This is a genomic window from Pseudonocardia sp. OZ21 (assembly GCF_059359135.1).
In genome coordinates, this window is sequence record NZ_JCADBN010000002.1 from 517,416 (window position 1) to 534,871 (window position 17,456).

Annotated in this window: 16 protein-coding genes and 1 pseudogene; 9 read left to right on the forward strand and 8 right to left on the reverse strand. The window is 70.6% G+C overall.

Annotation, left to right across the window (positions count from 1 at the left end; all coding sequences use genetic code 11):
- Positions 1-141 precede the first annotated feature (141 nt).
- Positions 142-1,110, reverse strand: a complete 969-nt coding sequence (locus AC5L35_RS06060) for an NAD-dependent epimerase/dehydratase family protein (protein ID WP_495058545.1) — start codon at positions 1,108-1,110, stop codon at positions 142-144.
- An 82-nt stretch (positions 1,111-1,192) separates the two neighbouring features.
- Positions 1,193-2,719, reverse strand: a complete 1,527-nt coding sequence (locus AC5L35_RS06065; RefSeq protein WP_495058546.1) for a leucine-rich repeat domain-containing protein — start codon at positions 2,717-2,719, stop codon at positions 1,193-1,195.
- Between the two features lie 187 nt (positions 2,720-2,906).
- On the opposite strand from AC5L35_RS06065, the gene AC5L35_RS06070 reads away from it, so the two are divergent.
- Genes AC5L35_RS06070 through AC5L35_RS06080 form a run of 3 tightly spaced genes read left to right on the forward strand, consistent with a single transcriptional unit; the run spans position 2,907 to position 6,199 of the window.
- Positions 2,907-4,352 (forward strand): amino acid permease, encoded by a 1,446-nt coding sequence (locus tag AC5L35_RS06070; RefSeq protein ID WP_495058547.1) that lies wholly within the window; start codon positions 2,907-2,909, stop codon positions 4,350-4,352.
- 53 nt (positions 4,353-4,405) lie between these two features.
- Entirely contained in the window at positions 4,406-5,578 is a 1,173-nt protein-coding gene (locus AC5L35_RS06075; protein ID WP_495058548.1) for an aminotransferase class V-fold PLP-dependent enzyme, read from the forward strand.
- A gap of 42 nt (positions 5,579-5,620) precedes the next feature.
- Positions 5,621-6,199 (forward strand): helix-turn-helix domain-containing protein, encoded by a 579-nt coding sequence (locus AC5L35_RS06080; RefSeq protein ID WP_495058549.1) that lies wholly within the window; start codon positions 5,621-5,623, stop codon positions 6,197-6,199.
- Between the two features lie 14 nt (positions 6,200-6,213).
- Here the strand turns inward: AC5L35_RS06080 and AC5L35_RS06085 are convergent, their stop codons facing one another.
- Genes AC5L35_RS06085 through AC5L35_RS06100 form a run of 4 tightly spaced genes read right to left on the reverse strand, consistent with a single transcriptional unit; the run spans position 6,214 to position 10,342 of the window.
- Entirely contained in the window at positions 6,214-7,125 is a 912-nt protein-coding gene (locus AC5L35_RS06085) for a TIGR03560 family F420-dependent LLM class oxidoreductase (RefSeq protein ID WP_495058550.1), read from the reverse strand.
- A gap of 51 nt (positions 7,126-7,176) precedes the next feature.
- Positions 7,177-8,472 carry an MFS transporter gene (locus AC5L35_RS06090; protein ID WP_495058551.1) on the reverse strand — a complete coding sequence of 432 codons (1,296 nt, stop codon included), beginning with the start codon at positions 8,470-8,472 and terminating at the stop codon, positions 7,177-7,179.
- A gap of 32 nt (positions 8,473-8,504) precedes the next feature.
- Positions 8,505-9,356: a DeoR/GlpR family DNA-binding transcription regulator gene (locus tag AC5L35_RS06095; RefSeq protein ID WP_495058552.1), complete on the reverse strand. Its 852-nt coding sequence runs from the start codon at positions 9,354-9,356 to the stop codon at positions 8,505-8,507.
- Complete coding sequence (locus tag AC5L35_RS06100) at positions 9,353-10,342, reverse strand: 3-hydroxyacyl-CoA dehydrogenase family protein (RefSeq protein WP_495058553.1); 990 nt, start codon at positions 10,340-10,342, stop codon at positions 9,353-9,355. Before AC5L35_RS06100 ends, AC5L35_RS06095 begins: the two co-directional genes overlap by 4 nt.
- Before the next feature lie 137 nt (positions 10,343-10,479).
- Between AC5L35_RS06100 and otnK the strand changes: the two genes are divergently transcribed.
- Entirely contained in the window at positions 10,480-11,859 is a 1,380-nt protein-coding gene (gene otnK / locus AC5L35_RS06105) for a 3-oxo-tetronate kinase (protein WP_495058554.1), read from the forward strand.
- Between the two features lie 38 nt (positions 11,860-11,897).
- Positions 11,898-12,527: a class II aldolase/adducin family protein gene (locus tag AC5L35_RS06110; RefSeq protein ID WP_495058555.1), complete on the forward strand. Its 630-nt coding sequence runs from the start codon at positions 11,898-11,900 to the stop codon at positions 12,525-12,527.
- 42 nt (positions 12,528-12,569) lie between these two features.
- Here the strand turns inward: AC5L35_RS06110 and AC5L35_RS06115 are convergent, their stop codons facing one another.
- The gene (locus AC5L35_RS06115) at positions 12,570-12,950 is read right to left on the reverse strand and encodes an MFS transporter (protein ID WP_495058556.1); all 381 of its coding nucleotides are present in this window, start codon (positions 12,948-12,950) and stop codon (positions 12,570-12,572) included.
- Positions 12,951-13,062: 112 nt separating this feature from the next.
- Positions 13,063-13,944 (reverse strand): annotated as a pseudogene (locus tag AC5L35_RS06120) (MFS transporter); the annotation flags it as partial.
- Between AC5L35_RS06120 and AC5L35_RS06125 the strand changes: the two are divergent.
- The 4 genes from AC5L35_RS06125 to AC5L35_RS06140 all read left to right on the forward strand — a co-directional run bounded on the left by AC5L35_RS06125 (position 13,943) and on the right by AC5L35_RS06140 (position 17,413).
- On the forward strand, positions 13,943-14,959 hold the full coding sequence (locus tag AC5L35_RS06125; RefSeq protein WP_495058557.1) for a LysR family transcriptional regulator: 1,017 nt from the start codon (positions 13,943-13,945) through the stop codon (positions 14,957-14,959). The pseudogene AC5L35_RS06120 and the gene AC5L35_RS06125 sit on opposite strands and share 2 nt — an antisense overlap.
- A 73-nt stretch (positions 14,960-15,032) precedes the next feature.
- The gene (locus AC5L35_RS06130) at positions 15,033-15,629 is read left to right on the forward strand and encodes a TetR/AcrR family transcriptional regulator (RefSeq protein WP_495058558.1); all 597 of its coding nucleotides are present in this window, start codon (positions 15,033-15,035) and stop codon (positions 15,627-15,629) included.
- Positions 15,630-15,772: 143 nt separating this feature from the next.
- Entirely contained in the window at positions 15,773-16,474 is a 702-nt protein-coding gene (locus AC5L35_RS06135; RefSeq protein WP_495058559.1) for a hemerythrin domain-containing protein, read from the forward strand.
- A 21-nt stretch (positions 16,475-16,495) separates the two neighbouring features.
- Positions 16,496-17,413 (forward strand): LLM class flavin-dependent oxidoreductase, encoded by a 918-nt coding sequence (locus AC5L35_RS06140; protein WP_495058560.1) that lies wholly within the window; start codon positions 16,496-16,498, stop codon positions 17,411-17,413.
- The last annotated feature ends 43 nt before the right edge of the window (positions 17,414-17,456 follow it).

Genomic DNA, 17,456 nt, shown 5'->3' on the forward strand with positions numbered 1-17,456 from the left:
CGCGTTCTCACGATTTCCGCAGGTCCTGGCCACGGCCGGAGATTCTGCGGCACGACCCGGGTCTTGCCGCAAGGCCCCCGGTGCGCTATACGTTGAAAAGGGAGAGGAGTGGAGAGTCTCCTTGCCTCAGCGTGTCGAGCCTCAGCGTTTCGGCGGCTCCAGGTCGACCTGCCCGTCCGCCACGAGCCGGTCCAGCGCTTCGCGGAGAGCGTCCAGCGCGGTGTACCGCGGCGCGAATCCCAGCAGGGTGCGTGCGCGCCCGATGTCGGCGCTGATCGAGCGGGAGACGTGCTCGCGGGTCGTCTCGGCGTGCTGCTCCCCGACCCGCGACGCGAACGTGGGCCAGTCGACCAGCTCCAGCACGGGTTCGCGTCCGAACCATCCGGCGACCCCGTGCGCGAGACCGCGCAGGGTCATCGCCTGCTCCGCGACGACATGGATGCTCGAGCCGATGGCCGCGGGGCGCGTGAGCGCTCGCGCGAACGCCTGCGCGACGTCGTCGGCGTGGACGTGATGCAGGACGCCGAGGCCGAGGTCGGGCAGCGGCAGCGGGTCACCCAGCGCGAGAGCGCGCCACACACCCGGGTCGAGGTTGCCTGCCGGGGTGATGACCGGCCATCCGGGTCCGCTGATGTGGCCGGGGTGCAGCACCACGCTCGGGACACCGCCGCCGCGGGTCTCGCGGTGGAGCAACTCCTCGATCGCCGCCTTGCCGATGCCGTACTCGCCCACCGGCGTGCGCGGTTCGTCCTCGGTGACCGGCACGCGGGCCACGGGTCCGTGCACCCAGATCGTGCCGCAGTGCAGGAGCAGCGGCCGGGTCGGCCGCAGCGCCTCGACGAGCTGGGCCGCCGACTCGGCGGTGAAACACACCAGGTCCACCACGGCGTCAGGGGCCAGAGATGCGACCCGGGCCCCGAACGTCCCGGCGGCATCCTCCGCCTCCCGGTCGACGGTCACGCGCTCGACCCGGGACCACTCGGGCGCGGGGTGGTAGGGCTCGCGCGTCCCGCGGCTGAGCGCGACGACCTGATGGCCCGCGCGCACCAACCGGGGCACGAGGTAGGTGCCGATGTGTCCGGTCGCTCCGACGACCACGACACGGCTCATGCGGCACGCCCCGGCGGACGGGCGTCGACGGCGTCAGGAAGAGGGGTCACCGCTCGATCATGCATCCCGGGCCACGTGCCGGTCACGCGAGCCCGCCGACGAACACACCTCGCGCACGGAGGGCCTCGACGCCGGTGATCGCGGTGGGATCGCTCTCCGAGAGGTCGACGCCGGTCAGCGCGGGCATGTCCTGGAGCGGACGGACGTCGGTCAGCGGGTTGCCGCCGATCCACAGCTCGTCGACGGCGGGGCAGCGGGCCACGGTGGAGGCGTCGCCGATCCGGTTGCCCGACACGTCCAACGTGGTCAGGGCGGGCAGCGCCTGCAGCGCGCCCGGGTCGGCGACGAGGTTGCGCGCGAGCCGCAGCTCCTCCAGCTGCGACAACCCGGCGAGCGGGGTGACGTCGACGATCCGGTTGCCGCTGACGTCGAGCTGGGTGAGGGCGGTCAGGGAGGCCAGCGGCGCGAGGTCGGCGACGGCGTTCTGGGACAACCCGAGATAGCTGAGCCCGGTCAGGCCGGCGAGAGGGGCGAGGTCCGTGACCTCGTTGCCGGACAGGCCGAGCTCCCGCAGCGAGGTCAGCCCGGCCAGCGGACCCAGATCGCGAACCGCGTTGTTGGTGAGTTTCAGGGTGGTCAGGCGCGGCGCGTGCGCCAGGCCGGACAGGTCCGCGACGTGGTTGCCCGGCAGGTCCAGGTCCGCCAGGTTCGGCAGGTGGTCGAGCCCGCCCAGTGCCGCTATCGGCCCGACCCGGGAGAGATCGCCGTTGCACGTCAGCCGGAAGACGCTGTCCAGCTCCCGCTGCGACACCCGATCCCCGCCCGTGGCGCCGACCGCCTCGCGCACGCAGGCGGCCAGCGCCGGGTCGGGGAACAGGTCCGCGAACTCCAGCCGGCTGCCCAGCTGCAGGTATCCCGCGCCGGCCACACCCGCCACCACCAGGACGATCGCGCCCACCACGCCCCACCGCACGGCGTGCCGCGACCCGGCGGAGCGCGCCGCCGGCGGTTCGGTGTCGGCGCCCCCCGGGCGGGCCGAGAGGAACCACCGGGTGACCACGACCACCAGCAGCAGCGCGGCCACACCCACGACGACCGCCGCCACGATCGGGGTGCCCTGAACACTCCCGCCGCGGTAGGCCAGGCTCTGGACGGCGAGACCGAGCAGCGCGAGCGCGTAGAGCAGGGCCGTGACGACCGTGACCGTCGCGGCGATCCCGCCGAGCAACCGATCCCCGAGCACCGCAGCCAGCCCGGCGAGCACCAGCACGATGCCCACCACCACCAGCCCGACGGGAGCGAACACGGTTGCCGCGTTCGTGGCCACCTGGCTCAACGGGAAGTCCAGGCGGAACAGGTGCAGCGCATCGGTGCCGATCGTGGTCGCGACACCGGCGACGACGACGGCGATGCCCGCGACGACGATCGCGGAGCCGACCGGGCGGCGCCTCCGGACGGACGCCGCGACGGCGACCGCGAGCGGGGAGCAGGCCATGGCGACCACCAGAGCCCCGGTCGCCAGGATGTGCGAGCCCAGGGCCACTGCCACCGCGATCCCGACGACGGCAACGGCCCCTGACGCGACGAGCAGGCTGCGCAAACCCAGCACCCCCGGAGATCGGACTCGCCCGGCGGATGCTGGGCGAGGACAAGTTACTGCCAGTGCCGATGTCGCCCGCGGCCGCAGCGGCGGGGCGGACATTAACCCAGTTAAAGATCGTTGACCTGTATTGAACGTGTCCTTAGGGTGCTCGCAGGGTGACCGGGGCGGACACCCGGCGGCGAGGAGGATCCGGATGACCGCGACCACCGGCCACGAGTTGCACCGCAGGCTCACCGCCCGGCAGCTGACGATGATCGGGCTCGGAGGAGCGATCGGCACCGGCCTCTTCCTCGGGTCCGCGCTGGCGATCTCGCAGGCCGGACCGGCGACGATCATCGCGTTCGTCGTCGTGGCGCTGGTCGCGCTGGTGATCGCGTGGGCGCTGGCCGAGATGGTCACGGTGCACCCCACAGCCGGGGCCTTCGGCACGATCGCGCACGCCTACCTGGGACGCTGGGCCGGCTTCGTCATCCGCTGGACCTACTGGACGATCCAGGTGATCGCCGTCGGCGGCGAGGTGATCGCGGCCGGGATCTATGTCCAGTACTGGTGGCCGTCGATCCCCCTCTGGCTCGCCGTCGTCGTGTTCTCCGTCGCGCTGATCGTCGTCAACGCCGCGACGGTGCGCCTGTTCGGTGAGTTCGAGTACTGGCTGTCGATGATCAAGGTCTCGGCGATCGTCGTGTTCGTCGTGCTCGGCGTCCTGCTCATCACCGTCGGACTGCCCGATGCTCCCGCGACCGGGCTGCACAACCTCACCTCCGACGGCGGGTTCTTCCCCATGGGCCTCGGCGGGGTCTTCCTCGCGATGGTGTTCGTGGTCTTCAGCTTCGTCGGGACGGAGGTGGTGTCCGTCACCGCCGCCGAGGCGGAGAACCCGGCCCGGGACGTGCCACGAGCGGCACGGCAGATGGTGCTCCGGCTCGCCCTGTTCTACGTGCTCGCCATCGCCGTCGTGCTGACCATCGCGCCGTGGTCGCAGACCGCGAAGGGCGGCAGCCTGGACGCCAGCCCGTTCGTCCGCGTGCTCGAGGCCGCCCAGGTGCCCGCCGGGGCGTCGGTGATGAACTTCGTCATCCTGACCGCGGCCCTGTCGAGCGCCAACACCAACCTGTACCTGACGACGCGGATGCTCCACAGCCTGGCCGGGCACGGCTACGCACCCGCAGCGCTCGGGCGGCTCAGCCGGTCCGGGGCGCCACGCAACGCACTGATGCTGTCCACGATCGGGCTGGCGATCGCCGCCGCGCTCTCGGTCAACGACGGGACCGACGCCTACCTCGCCCTCTTCGGCATCTCCGTGTTCGGCGCGCTGGTCGTCTGGATGATGATCCTGGCCTCCCACGCGCGGTTCCGGCTGCTGCGCAGGCGGCACGGACTGCCCGACTCCCCCGCGCGCATCTGGGGAGCCCCGGTCACCACCGGTCTCGCGTTCCTGTTCCTCGGTGCGGTGCTGGTCTCCACCGCATTCATCGACGGACTGCAGATCGCCTGGAAGGTGGGCATCCCGTTCTTCGTGCTGCTCCTCATCGCCTACGTCGTCACAACCTCCCGCGGTGGTGACGGCGCGGGCAACGACCCGTTGCGGGACGAGCTTGCGCGGTCACCGGCTCCGGCCACCCGGCTGGACGACGCATGACCAGGCCGTCCGCACCCCCGACCACGCCCGACGACCCGAGGAGCGCACCCACCATGCCCGCACGACCGGCAGGCTCGACCCGCACCCTGCCCGATGACGTCAGGTCCCGGTTTCCGGTGCTGGGCAACCTGGTCTACCTGAACTCCTGCTCCCAGGGCGCGCTGTCCGATGCGGTCCGCAGCGCCTACGACGAGTACCTCGGGAGCATGGAACGCGAGGGGTCGGCATGGGACCACTGGATCGAGCGTCAGGACCGGGTCCGTGGCCTCCTGGCCGAGCTTCTCGGTGCGCAGGCCGCCGAAGTCGCGGTGACCACGTCGTCGTCCGCGGGGGTCGCCGCTCTCGCCAGCGCTCTGGACTTCTCGGGTGAGCGGAACAGGGTGGTGACCACCGACCTGGAGTTCCCGACGATCGGCCAGATCTGGCACGCCCAGGAGCGACGCGGAGCAGAGGTCGTCCACGTCGGATCGGATTCCGACAACACCATTCCGCTCGAGCGTTTCGCCGAGGCGATCGACGACCGGACGCTGATCGTGTCGATCACGCAGGTCTGCTACCGCAACGGCGCTCTGCTCGACCTGTTGCCGATCATCGAACTCGCGCACTCGCGCGGCGCCCTCGTCCTGGTGGACACCTACCAGGGCGTCGGGGCGATCCCTGTGGACGTCCGCGATCTCGGCGCGGACTTCATCAGCGGCGGGTGCCTGAAGTACCTGCTCGGATCACCCGGAGTCGGCTTCCTGTACGCCCGCGCCGACACCACCTCCGCGCTGGTCCCGACGAGCACCGGATGGTTCGGGGCGCGGGACATCTGGGCGATGAACATCCACTCCTACGATCCCGCGGCCGACGCCCGGCGCTTCGAGTCCGGCACCCCGCCGGTGCCCAGCCTGTATGCGGCAGCGGCGGGCATCGAACTCATGCTCGGGATCGGGGTCGAACGCACCCGGTCCCACGTCGAAGGACTACTGGCCCAGCTCCGTAGCGGCGTCGAGGAGATCGGCGGCATCGTCGTGACCCCGGAACGCCTGCACGGGCCCATGCTGGCCGTCGCCACCACCGACGAGCACGCCTACGTCGCCGCACTGGAGAAGGACGGCGTCATCGTCAGCTCCCGCGACGGCAACGTGCGGATCTCCCCGCACTGCTACAACGACACCACCGACATCGACGCCGTACTGGCGGCCCTGCACACCCACCGCCATCTCCTGCGCACCACGCACTGACGGGGTTGCAAGGACGTTTGCCGGAACGGCAAGCTCGCCCTCATGGACGACGACCTGGACGACGTGCTGCGCGCGGTCGGGCCACGGCTGCGGGCACTGCGGCGGCGGCGCGGTGTCACCCAGGCCGACCTCGCGGCGGCCACCGGCATCTCGGAGAGCACGCTGTCGCGGTTGGAGAGCGGCGGGCGGCGGCCGAACCTCGAGCTGCTGCTGCCGCTGGCGCGAGCGCACGGCGTGCCGCTCGACGAGCTGATCGGCGCGCCGCCCACCGGGGACCCGCGGGTCCACATCCGCCCGATCCGCCGCCACGGACGCACGTTCCTGCCGCTGACCAGGCGGGCCGGCGGCCTGCAGGCCTACAAGATGATCATCCCGGGGGGTCCCGGTCCCTGCGACCCCGAGCTGCAGAGCCACGAGGGGTTCGAGTGGCTCTACGTCCTCAACGGGCGGCTCCGGCTCCTCCTCGGCGACCAGGACCTCGTGCTCACCCCCGGCGAGGTCGCCGAGTTCGACACCCACGTCCCGCACTGGCTGGGTGCCGCCGACGACGACCCCGCCGAGCTGCTCATCCTCTTCGGTCAGCAGGGCGAACGCACCCACGTGCGCGCCCGCACCCACTGACCTGGCGGATCAGCTCAGCCGACCTTGAGGATGACCTCCTCGCGGAGCCGTTCGAGCGCGTCGAACCGCCGTTGACCGTCGCCGAGCGTGGAGTCCGGGATGAGCAGCTCGTCGATACCCGCCTCGGCGTACCGGCCGAACGTGTCGATCAGCTCCTCGGCGGTGCCCATCACGACCGGCTGCCTGCGCGCCGCCAGCAGCCGTTCACGACGCTCCTCGGCCTCGGTGTCGCCCGGGGTGATGACCTCGAACAGCGCCTGGGTGGACCGGCGCACCGTGCTCGGGTCGCGCCCGATCTTCTCGCAGTGCCCACGGAACACCTCGCCCTTGTGGACGGCGACCTCCGGCAGGCTCCAGTGGTTCCACTCGTCGGCGTACCTGGCGACGATGCCGAGGGTGACCTTCTCCCCCGCGCCGCCGATCAGCAGCGGCATCGCCACCGGCTTGGGCTCCAGCGGTGCACCGGAGAGGTGGTAGTACTTCCCGTCGAAGTCGGTGCGCTCCTGGGTGAGCAGGCCCTTGATCACCTGGCAGGCCTCGTCGAAGCGGGCGAGCAGCTCACCAGGGCGCGGCAGGTCGATGCCGTACGCCTCGTGCTCGTTGACCTGCCAGCCTGCGCCGACGCCGAGCACGAACCGGCCGCCGCTGATCTGGTCGATGCTGGCCGCCTGGTTGGCCACGACGGCCGGGTGCCGGTAGGTGTTGCCGAGCACCATCGAACCGAGCCGGACCCGTTCGGTGCGGCCGGCGAGCGCCGACAGCACCGCCATGCACTCGTTCATCGGGACACCGACGCCGTCGGCGCCGTTGGCCATGAAGTGGTCGGCGAACCAGACGCCGTGCCAGCCGGTCCGCTCCGCGTACTCGGCGCCGTCGAGGATGTCCTGCCACGACCGCGAGCCCACGGGCCACAAGGAGAAGTCCATACCCTGAACGTAATACTCGCGTGATCGCGTGCGGCGCGGACGTGAGCGACGTCAGAGCTTGCGCGAATAGTCGATGGCCACCGACGGGACCGCCATCAGCACGCCCGCCACGGCGAACATGATGAAGACGCCGACGAAGCTGCCGGTCGCCTGGACTATCACGCCGACCAGGATCGGGGTGAGGATTCCGGCCACGTTCCCCGAGAAGTTCATCGCCCCGGAGAGCCTGCCCACGTGCTGCTTCGACGCGAGCCGCGCGGGCACGGCCCAGTAGAGCCCGCCCCAGCGGAGGAAGAAGTTCGCCAGGCTGATCAGCAGGATGGCCGCCGCCGGCGTCGTCACCGTGTTGACGAGGATGATCGCGACGGCAACCCCGAGGCCGGCGAACCCGAGCAGGGAACGCAGCACGAGGTTGGGCGAGGCACCCGAGCGGATCCACCGGTCGGCCACCTGACCGGCGAGCATCTCGCCGACGAAACCCGCGCCGAAGATGACGAAGGTCCAGACGCCGGTCATGCCGAACGAGACGTGCTGCACCTCGCTCACGTACGACGGCGCCCAGGTCAGCAGGCCGTAGAGCACAGCGTCGTAACCGAAGAACGCGAGGAGCAGCAGCCAGGAACTACGGAACCGGAAGTACCGCAGAGCCGACCCCTGCACGGCGGGCTCGGGACCGTCCTCGGCCTCGCCCTTCTCGAGATACTCCGCCTCCTTGCGCGTGATCAGGGGGTGGGTGGCCGGGTCGTCGCGCATGAAGACCCAGGCCACGACGCCGATCAGGACCGTGATCAGGCCGACGGCGGCGAACGCCAGCCGCCAGGTGCCCAGCCAGACGATCAGACCGGTCACCAGCAGCCCGCCGAACGCCGTGCCCAGCGGGCCACCGCCGTCGACGAGCGTGCTGCCGCGGGCGTGCTCGCTCGTGCGCAACCAGCGCGTCAGGGAGGCGTTGGCGCCGTTCTGCACCGGGCCCTCGAAGACGCCGAGGAGCATCCGCATACCGATGAGCGAGGCCACGCCGTTGGCGAGCCCGGTCAGCCCCTCGATGATCCCCCAGCCGAGCAGGCTCGCCGACACGACCCTTCGCGGCTTGAGCTTGTCGACCAGCCAGCCGCCGGGTAGCTGCATCAGGGCGTAGGTCCAGCCGAACGAGCTCAGGATGAGCCCGGTGGTCGCCGCGTTGAGATGCAACTCCTTGCTGATCAACGGCATCGCGATCGACAACGACGATCGGTCGATGTAGTTGATGATCATGATGAGGACGAAGAACCCGAACATCCACCAGCGCAGCCCGGATATCCGGGTACCGCCCTGGTTACGGACTCCTCGTTGAGTGGTGAGTTGCACGTGTGAAACCGCCAGTTCTCTCGCGATGGACGTCAGGGCCGGGCGGATTCACCGGCCCGCACAGCCCGGATTCCGGGTACCGCATCGTCGGCGGGTTCGGCGTGCGCGAGGTCGAGTTCGACACCGAGATCGCGGATACCGTCGGCCGCCGCGGCCTGCAGTCTGTCGTCGGTGATGATGCGGTCGAATCGGCGCAGCGGAACGACGTCGTACATGCCGAAGGTCCCGAACTTCGTGCTCGTCGCCAGCAGCACCGCCTCGGAGGCGCCGCCGAGGGCCGCGAGCTTGACCTCGACCTTCGCTTCGGTCGGTGTGGTGACCCCTCGGCTCAGGTCCCAGGAGCTGGTGCTGATGAACGCGAGGTCGGTGTTCAGCTGCCGCAGCGTCTGGGCCGCGAGGCGCCCGACCGTGGAACGGTTGGTGTGGTCGAGGCGGCCGCCGGTGTGGATCACGTCCACGGCCGTCGACCCGGTGAGGTCCTCGACGATGACGTTGTCGTTCGTGATCACCGTCATCCCGCTGCGTGCGCGGATCGCCGGGACCAGCGCGCCGGTGGTGGTACCGGCATCGAGGTAGATCGTCATGTCGTCGTGCAGCAGAGCCTCGGCCACCTGCGCGATGGCGGCCTTCTCGGAGCGCTCGGTGCCCGCTTTCGTGGCGAAGGTCGGCTCCTCGTGCATGGGGCTCGCATGCCGGACACCACCGGGCACGGAGTAGGCACGACCCTCCCGTTCGAGCACGGCGATGTCGCGGCGCACGGTCATGTGGGAGACGCCGAGAAGCTCGGTGAGCTGAGCGACGCTGAGGACGGTGTCCCGGCGCAGCGACCGCATGAGCTTCTCCCGCCGCTGGTCGGGAATGAGGTTCGAGTCCTTCTCGCTCACCGCCCGGCTTCTTTCTGCTCCGCTTCCTTCTGTGTTGCTTCCTTCTGGGCTGCCGCCTCCAGGCCGGGGGCGGCACCCAGTTCGCGACGCAGGACGCTGAGGCGCCGGTACGCGGCGTCGCGGTAGGCGAGCAGCGCCGGAACGTCCTCGGCGGGGATGTCGAGGAACCCGCGACCGCTCTTGATCCCGAGGTTGCCCGCCTCGACCGTCTCGGTCAGCGTCTCCGGCGCGGCGAGCCGCTCGCCGTACACCGCGGCCAGGCTGTCGTAGGAGGCGGCGTAGACGTCCAGGCCTGCCATGTCGCCGATGGCGAAGGGGCCGAAGAGGGCGAGCCGGAACCCGAAGGCGTTGCTCACGACGGTGTCGATCTGCGAGGGGGTGGCCAAGCCCTCGTCCACGATCCGCACGGCCTCCTTGTACAGCGCGAACTGGAGCCTGTTGGCGACGAAACCGGGGCTGTCGGCCACCCGGGCAGGCGCCTTCCCGGCCTCGACGAGCATGGCCTCGACTCCGGCGATCGCGTCGGCGGAGGTGTGCGAGGTGGGGATGAGCTCGATGGCGGGGACGAACGGGGCCGGGTTCATCCAGTGCACGCCGAGGAAGCGTTCGGGACGTTCGACCGACTCCGCCAGCTCGGCGATCGGGATGGCCGAGGTGTTCGAGCCGATCACGGTGTCGGCGCGGGCGGCGCGGGAGATCCGCCGGAGCGCATCGGCCTTGACCTTGCGGTCCTCGAAGACGGCCTCGGTGACGTAGTCGACGTCCGCCACGGCGGCCTCGATGCTCTCGGCGGCCCGCAGCCGCTGCTCCAGGATCTCCACCGAGCCCGGGTCGAACAGCCCCGTGCCGACGAAACGCCGCGCCTCGTCGAGGAGCCGGACGCGCGCGGCCTCCGCCTTGGCCGCGTCGACGTCGCTCAGCACCACGTCGCGTCCGGACAGAGCGAGCACCTGGGCGATCCCGCCGCCCATGTATCCCGATCCCACGACCGCGATGGTGCGGATCCCGCCGGCGCCGGACTCTGGGGTTACTCGTTCGCTCGACATGCGGACCACTTCCTCGGGGCTACGGGAGGCGACGACGTCACCGCATCGCCATCAATGCACGTTAGCTCCGTGTTCACATGAGCGTCAACTCTGATAACGTATCGTCACAGACGAGAACAGGGCAATTCACGCGCTCCGGACAGCGCGAGCGTCGAGAGGGGTTGCACGTGCCGCAGTGGGGCTGCATTGCCGACGACGTGACGGGGGCGACCGACCTCGCCACCAACCTGGTGTCCCGTGGCCTGCGCACGGTCGTTCTGCTGCAGCCGTTCTCCGACTCGGGGGTGCCACTCGGGCCCGGGCGGCTGCCCACGGACGTCGACGACATCGACGCGATCGTGGTGGCGCTCAAGTCGCGCACCGCCCCGATCGACGTCGCGGTGGCGCAGAGCGTGGCGGCCCTGGAGTACCTGGAGTCCGTCGGTGCCGAGCGGATCTACCTGAAGTACTGCTCCACCTTCGACTCGACACCCGAAGGGAACATCGGGCCGGTCATCGACGCCGTGCTCGCGCGCACCGGCGAGGATCGGACCATCGTGGTGCCGAGCTTCCCCGACGCCGCGCGCACCGTGTACCGCGGGCATCTGTTCGTCGGCGACGAACTGCTGGACGAGAGCCCGATGCGCCACCATCCGCTGACCCCGATGCTCGACTCCTCGCTACCGCGCCTGCTCGCTCCGCAGACCACGGGGCGGGTGGAGCTCATCACCCTCCGGACCGTGCGCTCCGGCCGTGCCGAGCTGGCCCGGAGCCTGGAGGCACCACGCGGCGACGGGCCGGTCTCCCTGGTCGTCGACGCGATCGAGAACGAGGACCTCGAAGCGATCATGGCGGCCTCCGGCGCGCTGCGGGTGGTGACCGGCGGTTCAGGGCTCGCCCTGGGCATCCCCGAGCGGGCCGCGTCCGACGCCAGAAAGATCCGCGGGGTCGAGGGCCGCCGCGCGGTGCTCTGCGGCAGCGCCTCGCAGCGCACCCGCGACCAGGTCGCCTTCGCCCGCACCCGGCTGCCGTGGCGGAAGCTCGACGTGGCCGCACTCGCACAGAACGTCGAGGAGGCCGCCGGGGAGATCGCCGCCTGGGCCGCGGCCTGCTGGGACGAGGACCCCGCCGCCGTCCCGCTCGTCTACTCGGCCGACTCCCTCGCTGACGTCGACCACCACACGCCCGGCGCCGCCGAACTCGTGGAACGCGCCTTCGGCGCCGTCGCCCGGCGCCTCGTGGCGCTCGGGGCGGCACGCCTGATCGTGGCGGGCGGCGAGAGCTCGGGACGGGTCATGGCCGAACTCGGCGTGACGCAGCTACGGATCGGGCCCGCGATCGCCGCCGGAGTCGCGTGGAGCGAGGCCACGACGGTGACGGGCGATCTGCTGAACGTCGCGTTGAAGTCGGGCAACTTCGGCGAGGTCGACATGTTCACCGAGGCGTGGCACGAACTGGAACGGGGCATGACCAAGTGATCGACAACGGAACTCGGACGTCCGTGGAGACGGAAGCGATGCTGAGGAGGGACCTCGTGGCCGCCGCGGCCCAGCTCGCGGGCGCCGGAATGAGCCCGGGCTCGTCGGGCAACCTCAGTGTCCGGCACGGCGACCGCATCATCATCTCGCCGACCGGATCCGATCTCGCGTCGCTGATCCCCGAACGGCTCTCGGAGCTCGACTTCGACGCAACGCTGCTCTCCGGACCCGCGCCGTCGAAGGAGTATCCGTTCCACCGGGCCTTCTACCGTCGCGACGAGACGGTGCAGGCCGTCGTCCACGTGCACTCCCTCGCCGCCACCGCGTATTCGTGTCTCGACCCCTGGTCGGAACGCAGCGCAGTTCCGCCGCTCACCCCGTACTTCGTGATGCGCGTCGGCCAGACGCCCCTGATCCCCTACGCCGATCCCGGCGATGCGGCACAGGCCGACGCCATCCAGGCATCCGGCTCCCGGTTCCGGGCGGCACTGCTGCAGAACCACGGCGCGATCACGGCGGGCCGCACCGTGCGGGAGGCGCTGGAAGCGGCCGTCGAACTCGAGCACACCTGCTCCCTGCTGCTGCAACTCGGCTCTCGCCCGTTCCGGCTGCTGCCGTCGGAAGCGGTCGACCGGCTGGCGACGAGATACGACTCACCCTGGGGCTGACGCGGAGGCCTGCGGCCGCAGCTGATGTGGGGCGGTCCAGCCTCATCCGGTCGTCTCCTCACGGCGCGCGAGAGCGAACACCGACCACGCGATGGCACAGACTGCGGACGACATCAGCAGAGCCCACCCGGTGCCTGCGGCGACGGCGGCACCCATGGTGGCGACGCCGAGGGTGGCGCCGACCTGACGTACGGCGTTGAGCAGGCCGCCCACCGCACCGGCCGTGCCCGCCGGGGCGACGCCGACAAGGGCCGTGACCAGCGCCGGCATGGCGTAGGAGACGCCGAAGCCGGTCAACAGCAGGCCCACCGCGAGCCACGGGTAGCCGCCCTCGGCGAAGACCGTGCCTGCCAGCACGGCACCTCCGGCGGCCAGCAGAGCCAAGCCGGCCAGGATCGGCCGGCGAGGACCCACCCGTGCCACGATCTTGCCCGTGAACGGCGGGTTGGCCGCGAAGGGAAGTGTCCAGAGGCAAGAACGCCAGCCCGGTCTGCAGGGGGCTCAGGTGGCGCTGCTGCTGCAACAACAGGGGCAGCACGAACAGCCCTCCGGTCAACGCGAAGTTCACCGCCGCAGCCGCCAGCAGCCCGGCCCGCACCCGGCGGGACCGCAGCAGAGCACGGTGCAGGACAGGAGCCGGGCTGCGACGTTCCAGGCAGCAGAACGCCAGCGCCGACACCCCGAGACCCACCGACGTCCACGCGACGTGAGCCCATGCCTGCGCACCGGCGGCGATCAGTGCGTCCGTGAAGAGGGCCAGCACCGCGGCGGCTGCCAGCTGGGCGGACCAGTCGATCCGGCGGTCACCGCGGGGGCAGGCCACCGCCCGGCCCAGCGTCAGCGCCAGCACCGCCGAGCCGATGGGCACGTTGACCAGGAAGATCGACCGCCAGCCGGCCGCGCCGACCAGGGCACCACCAGCGATCGGACCGGCCGCAACGGCCGCGCCGCTGATCGCGGCCCATGCCGAGACCGCCCGCGCCCGCGCCGCCGGTTCCGGGTACAGCTGGGCGATCATCGCCATCGAGGCGGGCACGCACGCCGCCGCGGCGACCCCCGAGATCGCACGCAGGAGGACCAGGGCCCCCAGTCCCGGGGCGAATGCACTGAGCAAGGAAGCGAGCGTGAAGACCGCGATCCCGACCCGGAAGAGCCGCTCGGCGCCGAAGCGGTCCGCCGCCGCCCCCGCCGACAGCAGCAGGGCGGCGAACGCCACGGTGTAGCTCGCCGTCGCCCACTGCAGCCCGGCCATCGAGGTGTCGAGAGACGAGGCCAGATCGGGCTCGGCGATCGACAGCACGGTCATGTCCAGCAGCACCATGAAGTAGCCCAGCGAGATGCCTGCCAGCGCGTGGGCACGCCCCCGCCCGGGACGGGGACTCGCCGAAAGCGGCGCGGGTGAGCTCGAGAAGGTCATGCCTGAGACAGCTCCCGAAGACGAATGTGGGGATGACGCGCCCCACTGTCCGTTTCGGCGGGCCGGCGGCTCCACCGCCGGAGCAGCACGTCCCGTTCGGAATTTCCGAACGTTCGGCACTGCTTGTGCGGCTGTGGAGCTGCGCCAACTCAGGACCTTCGAGGCCGTCGTCCAGCACCGGACCGTGACCGACGCCGCCGTCGCGCTCGACCTCGCCCCGTCGTCCGTCTCCCAGCAGATCCGGACTCTCGAACGAGCACTCGGTGTGGCCCTGTTCGTGCGCGGCCCCAAGGGAATGGAGCTGACCCCCGCCGGACGGCGACTGCAGGGATGGGCGCGGTCGCTGCTCGACCAGGCCACGCGGGCCACCCGCGACGTCAGAGGCGAACGGCAACTGCTGCGGCTCGGCGCACTGGAAACCCTCGCCGGCTCCTACGTGCCCCGGGTGTTCGCCCGGTTCGCCGAACGACGGCCCGACATCGACCTCGAGATCCACACCGAACGCGCCCGCGACGGTCTCCTCGCCGACGTGGTCGAGGGACGGCTCGAAGCCGCCCTGCTGCTGGACTCCGGCGACGACCTCGGCGGACTCGGGTTTCCCGCCCCCGCCGCACCGCTCACCTTCGTCGACCTCGACCCGATCCCCCTCGTACTGGTATCCGCGCCGGACCACCCGTTCGCCGCCCGGGCCGGGCTGACTCCCCACGACCTCGAACACGAACGACTGCTGGTCAACGTGCCGGAGTGCTCGTTCTGGATGGCCGGGAACACGATCCTCGGCCCCGGTCCCGACCGGATCAGAGTGGGAGGCGTCCCGGTGATGCGCGCATGGGCGGAGCACGGCCTCGGAATCACGCTGCTACCCCGGTTCGCGGTCGCCGACAGCCTCCACTCCGGCTCCCTGACCCAACTCGACCTACCACTCCCGGATCTCAGCCTGCGGCTGGTCTGGCGAGAAGACCAGGAGTCGTTGCCCGGCATGCGCGACGTCCTGTACGCCACGGCCCGCCCCTGAGCACGAGACCTCGCCGACTCGTGACCGTCGCAGCGGGAGCGGAAGTCGGCGTGCCGCCTCCTAGGGTGGGTGGATGCCACTGGACGTCGACGCCGAAGCGCGACTGGACGCGATCGCCGAAGCCACGATCGAACAGGCCGTGCACGCCGGCCCCAGGGCCATCACGATCCGCACCGTGGCCGCCCGGCTGGGCGGTTCCACCACCAAGGTCACCCACTACGTACGGAGCCGCGGTGAGCTGATGGCCAACGCCGTTCGACGAGTCCAGCAGCAGTGGCGCCCGGAACTGGCCGAGGTCCTGGCCGGGAGGACCGGCCGGGACCGGCTCGCGACGTTCGTCGACTGGTGGACCACCGGAACCGCCGGGTACGACATCTTCCGCCGCATATGGGTCGAGATGCTGGCGATGCGCGACTCGGACGATGCCGTGAGCAGAGCGCTTCGGCTGGAGGCCCACGCTGAGCGCGATGAGATGGTCGCCGTGCTGACCGAGTCGGGGATCTCCGACCCGCAACTGCGCGCCGACATGCTCTACCTGCTGCTGCGAGGCATCAACATCTCCTCCGTCGAGGATCCGGAGACCTGGCCGGCTGAACGCGGGCGGCAGGCGGCCCTCGCCCTGCTCGCTCTCATGCCGAGCACACCCACCTCCTCCCCCCAGCCCGTCTGAGGCACGGCGGACTCCACCCCTGGTCGTTGACACTTGAATCACCCTGCTACAACTGTGTTGTACAACGTTGTTGCACAACGCCTATCGCTGCACATTTCCGGCACCGGAGCCGTATCTGCAGCCCACGCCCAGGGAGAACCCACGTGACAACCAGTGAAGTGCCGACCGGTGAGGCACACTTCGTCGGCCGCGAGATGTTCATGGTGCACCGCATGTTCCGGCGCGAGTTCGGCCTGATGCCGCGCCTGGTTCGCGGCGTCGCAGCACACGACACCGCGCGCACGCAGATCGTGGCCGATCACATCGCGAATCTGAGCGGCGTGCTGCACCACCATCACCACAGCGAGGACGTGCAGGTCTGGCCGGTACTCCACGAGCGCGTCGCGGACGCGGCCGCCCGCATGGTCGAACTCATGGAGATCCAGCACCAGGAGGTCGAGAAGGCTGCCTCCGAGGTCGACACCGCCACCCAGGTCTGGCGTGCATCCGCGGCACCGGCGGACCGTGACGAGCTGGCCGACGCCATCCAACGGCTGCTGCCGCTGCTCCGCGGGCACATGAACACGGAGGAGGCGAACGTGGTGCCGCTCATGGAGCAGTACATCACCGCGGCCGAGTGGAACCGGATGGTCCGGGCCGGAGCCGCAGAAGCCGACCCCGAAGGCCTGCCACTCATGCTCGGAACGATGATGTACGAAGGCGACCCGGAGATCATCGACGCCATCATCGGCAATCTGCCAGCCGACGTTCGCCCGGTCATCGGGAAGCTGGCAGCCGACGCATTCGCGGCCCATTCCGAGCGGATCCACGGAACCGCCACCCCGCCGCGCAGCACCGAACTCTGATCGCGTCGAGGTGATTGACTGATGACTGACTACGGTCACGACCTGCTGTTCGGCGCCAACCCGGAGGCACCGACGGACCGAGGCATCGCTGTCGTGGAACTGGCCGAGCTGACCGAGCGGGTCGGCCTGGATCTGGTCAGCCTCGCGGACCACCCGTACTGGACGGATCGGCTGGAGACGATGACGCTGCTGGCCGTCATCGCGTCCCGCACGTCCACGGTGCGACTGGTCCCAGGCCTCGCCAACCTGCCGCTACGGCCACCGGTGGCGCTCGCCCGGACCGCCGCCACCCTCGACATCGTGAGCGACGGCCGGTTCGAGCTGGGTCTCGCAGGCGGCGCGATGTGGGATCAGATCGCGGCGGAGGGTGGCCTGCGACTCACTCCGGGCGAGTCGATCGGCGCGCTGGAGGAGGCCATCCGGATCATCCGTGCACTGTGGACGCCGGGTGACCCCGTACGGTTCGAGGGCCAGTTCTACGAGTTCGACGCGGCGACGCGTGGCCCGTTCCCGGTCCACGACATCCCGATCTGGCTCGGCGCGTACCGCTCACGAATGCTGCAGATGACCGGACGGATCGCGGACAGATGGCTCCCGAGCTCGGTGTACTTCGCTCCCGAGCAGCTCCCGGCAGCCAACGCGATCATCGACGAGGCGGCCACCGAGGCCGGCCGCGCCCCGGAGGCGATACGGCGGGCCTACAACATCTCCGGCGAGTTCACCGCGGGCGGCGGAGGCTTCCTGAAGGGGCCACCCAGGGCCTGGACCGGCCAGCTGGCCGAGATCGCCCTCACCGCAGGCATCAGCACCTTCATCCTGTATCGGGTCGGGTCGGCGGACGTCATCTCCGAGTTCGCCGCGGAGACCGCGCCTGCCGTGCGCGATATCGTCGCCGCCGAGCGCAGCCGCTCCTCGATGCGACTGGTCCAGCAGATGTAGCGAACGCTGGTCGTAGCCCCTTCAGCTGGTTGCAGCGGCGGCC

What these genes read in the sequence shown, in the direction of transcription:
- otnK (WP_495058554.1), top strand. Translation starts at nt 10,480, where the DNA reads ATGAGCGTCAACTCTGATAACGTATCGTCACAGACGAGAACAGGGCAA.
- AC5L35_RS06075 (WP_495058548.1), top strand. Translation starts at nt 4,406, where the DNA reads ATGCCCGCACGACCGGCAGGCTCGACCCGCACCCTGCCCGATGACGTC.
- AC5L35_RS06130 (WP_495058558.1), top strand. Translation starts at nt 15,033, where the DNA reads ATGCCACTGGACGTCGACGCCGAAGCGCGACTGGACGCGATCGCCGAA.
- AC5L35_RS06140 (WP_495058560.1), top strand. Translation starts at nt 16,496, where the DNA reads ATGACTGACTACGGTCACGACCTGCTGTTCGGCGCCAACCCGGAGGCA.
- AC5L35_RS06125 (WP_495058557.1), top strand. Translation starts at nt 13,943, where the DNA reads ATGCCTGAGACAGCTCCCGAAGACGAATGTGGGGATGACGCGCCCCAC.
- AC5L35_RS06070 (WP_495058547.1), top strand. Translation starts at nt 2,907, where the DNA reads ATGACCGCGACCACCGGCCACGAGTTGCACCGCAGGCTCACCGCCCGG.
- AC5L35_RS06110 (WP_495058555.1), top strand. Translation starts at nt 11,898, where the DNA reads ATGCTGAGGAGGGACCTCGTGGCCGCCGCGGCCCAGCTCGCGGGCGCC.
- AC5L35_RS06060 (WP_495058545.1), bottom strand. Translation starts at nt 1,110, where the DNA reads ATGAGCCGTGTCGTGGTCGTCGGAGCGACCGGACACATCGGCACCTAC.
- AC5L35_RS06085 (WP_495058550.1), bottom strand. Translation starts at nt 7,125, where the DNA reads ATGGACTTCTCCTTGTGGCCCGTGGGCTCGCGGTCGTGGCAGGACATC.
- AC5L35_RS06080 (WP_495058549.1), top strand. Translation starts at nt 5,621, where the DNA reads ATGGACGACGACCTGGACGACGTGCTGCGCGCGGTCGGGCCACGGCTG.